This window comes from Bacteroides cellulosilyticus DSM 14838, assembly GCF_000158035.1.
Classification (GTDB): domain Bacteria; phylum Bacteroidota; class Bacteroidia; order Bacteroidales; family Bacteroidaceae; genus Bacteroides; species Bacteroides cellulosilyticus.
On record NZ_EQ973497.1, the window covers coordinates 1 to 918 of the forward strand.

Below are 918 nucleotides of genomic sequence, written 5' to 3' on the forward strand. Positions count from 1 at the left end.
TGTACCAACTTGTTTTTAAGCGTTACCCAATTCTTTTCCTGCTTTTTTCTTTTTTGCAATCAGCGACGAACTTGTCTATTTCTTTGCTGAGTTGCTTCAGTTCCCTGCATGCCTGGTCGCTTAGTTCGTGTTCCCTGTTCAATTTTTCCAGGTATTTTTTTATTTGTCTGATGGCTTGCAGTTCGGCTTTACCGGTTGTCTCGCAGTGTTTGTAAAGGATGTCTTCCTGTGTGTCAGTAGTTAGCTGGCTGTTCTTTTTAAACTCATGGTTATGTGTATTTAAAATATTTGATTCTGCAAAGGTAAATAGATTTATGCAGGTTGGGGAATAATCCGGGGTAAAAGTAAAAATAAATAAGGTAAAGTACGGATAAGTTCGCCCCGGTACGTCCCGGTACATCCCGTTTCGTCCTTTCGTTTTTGGTCTCTGAAGTACCTTTGTTGTGTCCTCAAAGTGGGGATCCTACGGAAGGTTTCGGGTAAGACGTCGCCTTGTATCAGTTTCCGTTCGAAACTATTTTCTTCTTTTTTAAACTCAAAAAAATTATGTCAGTAACATTTAAGAAAGTATTACGTAAAGACCCTTTCCATAAAGATGGTACGGGTAAATACTACCCTCAATTAATCGTTTGGGGAAAATCGGCGACACTGGAAAGTATTGCCGTTCAGATGAAAGAATCCAGTTCGCTCACTCTGGGTGATATACAGAGTGTGATAACCAACTTCGTTGGTGCTATGCGTCGTGAGCTTTTCAATGGCCGTTCGGTAAACATCGACAACTTCGGTGTATTCAGCCTTTCGGCTACTACCGAAGGTTCGGAGAAGAAGGACGACTGTCAATCTACCAAGATCAGATCCGTCCGTATCAACTTCCGTGCTTCCAGCAGTATTCGTCCGCAGGTGGCTGCCACGCGTGCC

The 918-nt window shown here is 42.7% G+C and carries 1 protein-coding gene; it reads left to right on the forward strand.

Annotated elements, in window-relative coordinates:
- Window positions 1-546: 546 nt before the first annotated feature.
- A partial coding sequence (locus BACCELL_RS25300) for an HU family DNA-binding protein (RefSeq protein ID WP_044154427.1) occupies window positions 547-918 on the forward strand: 372 nt, incomplete at its 3' end.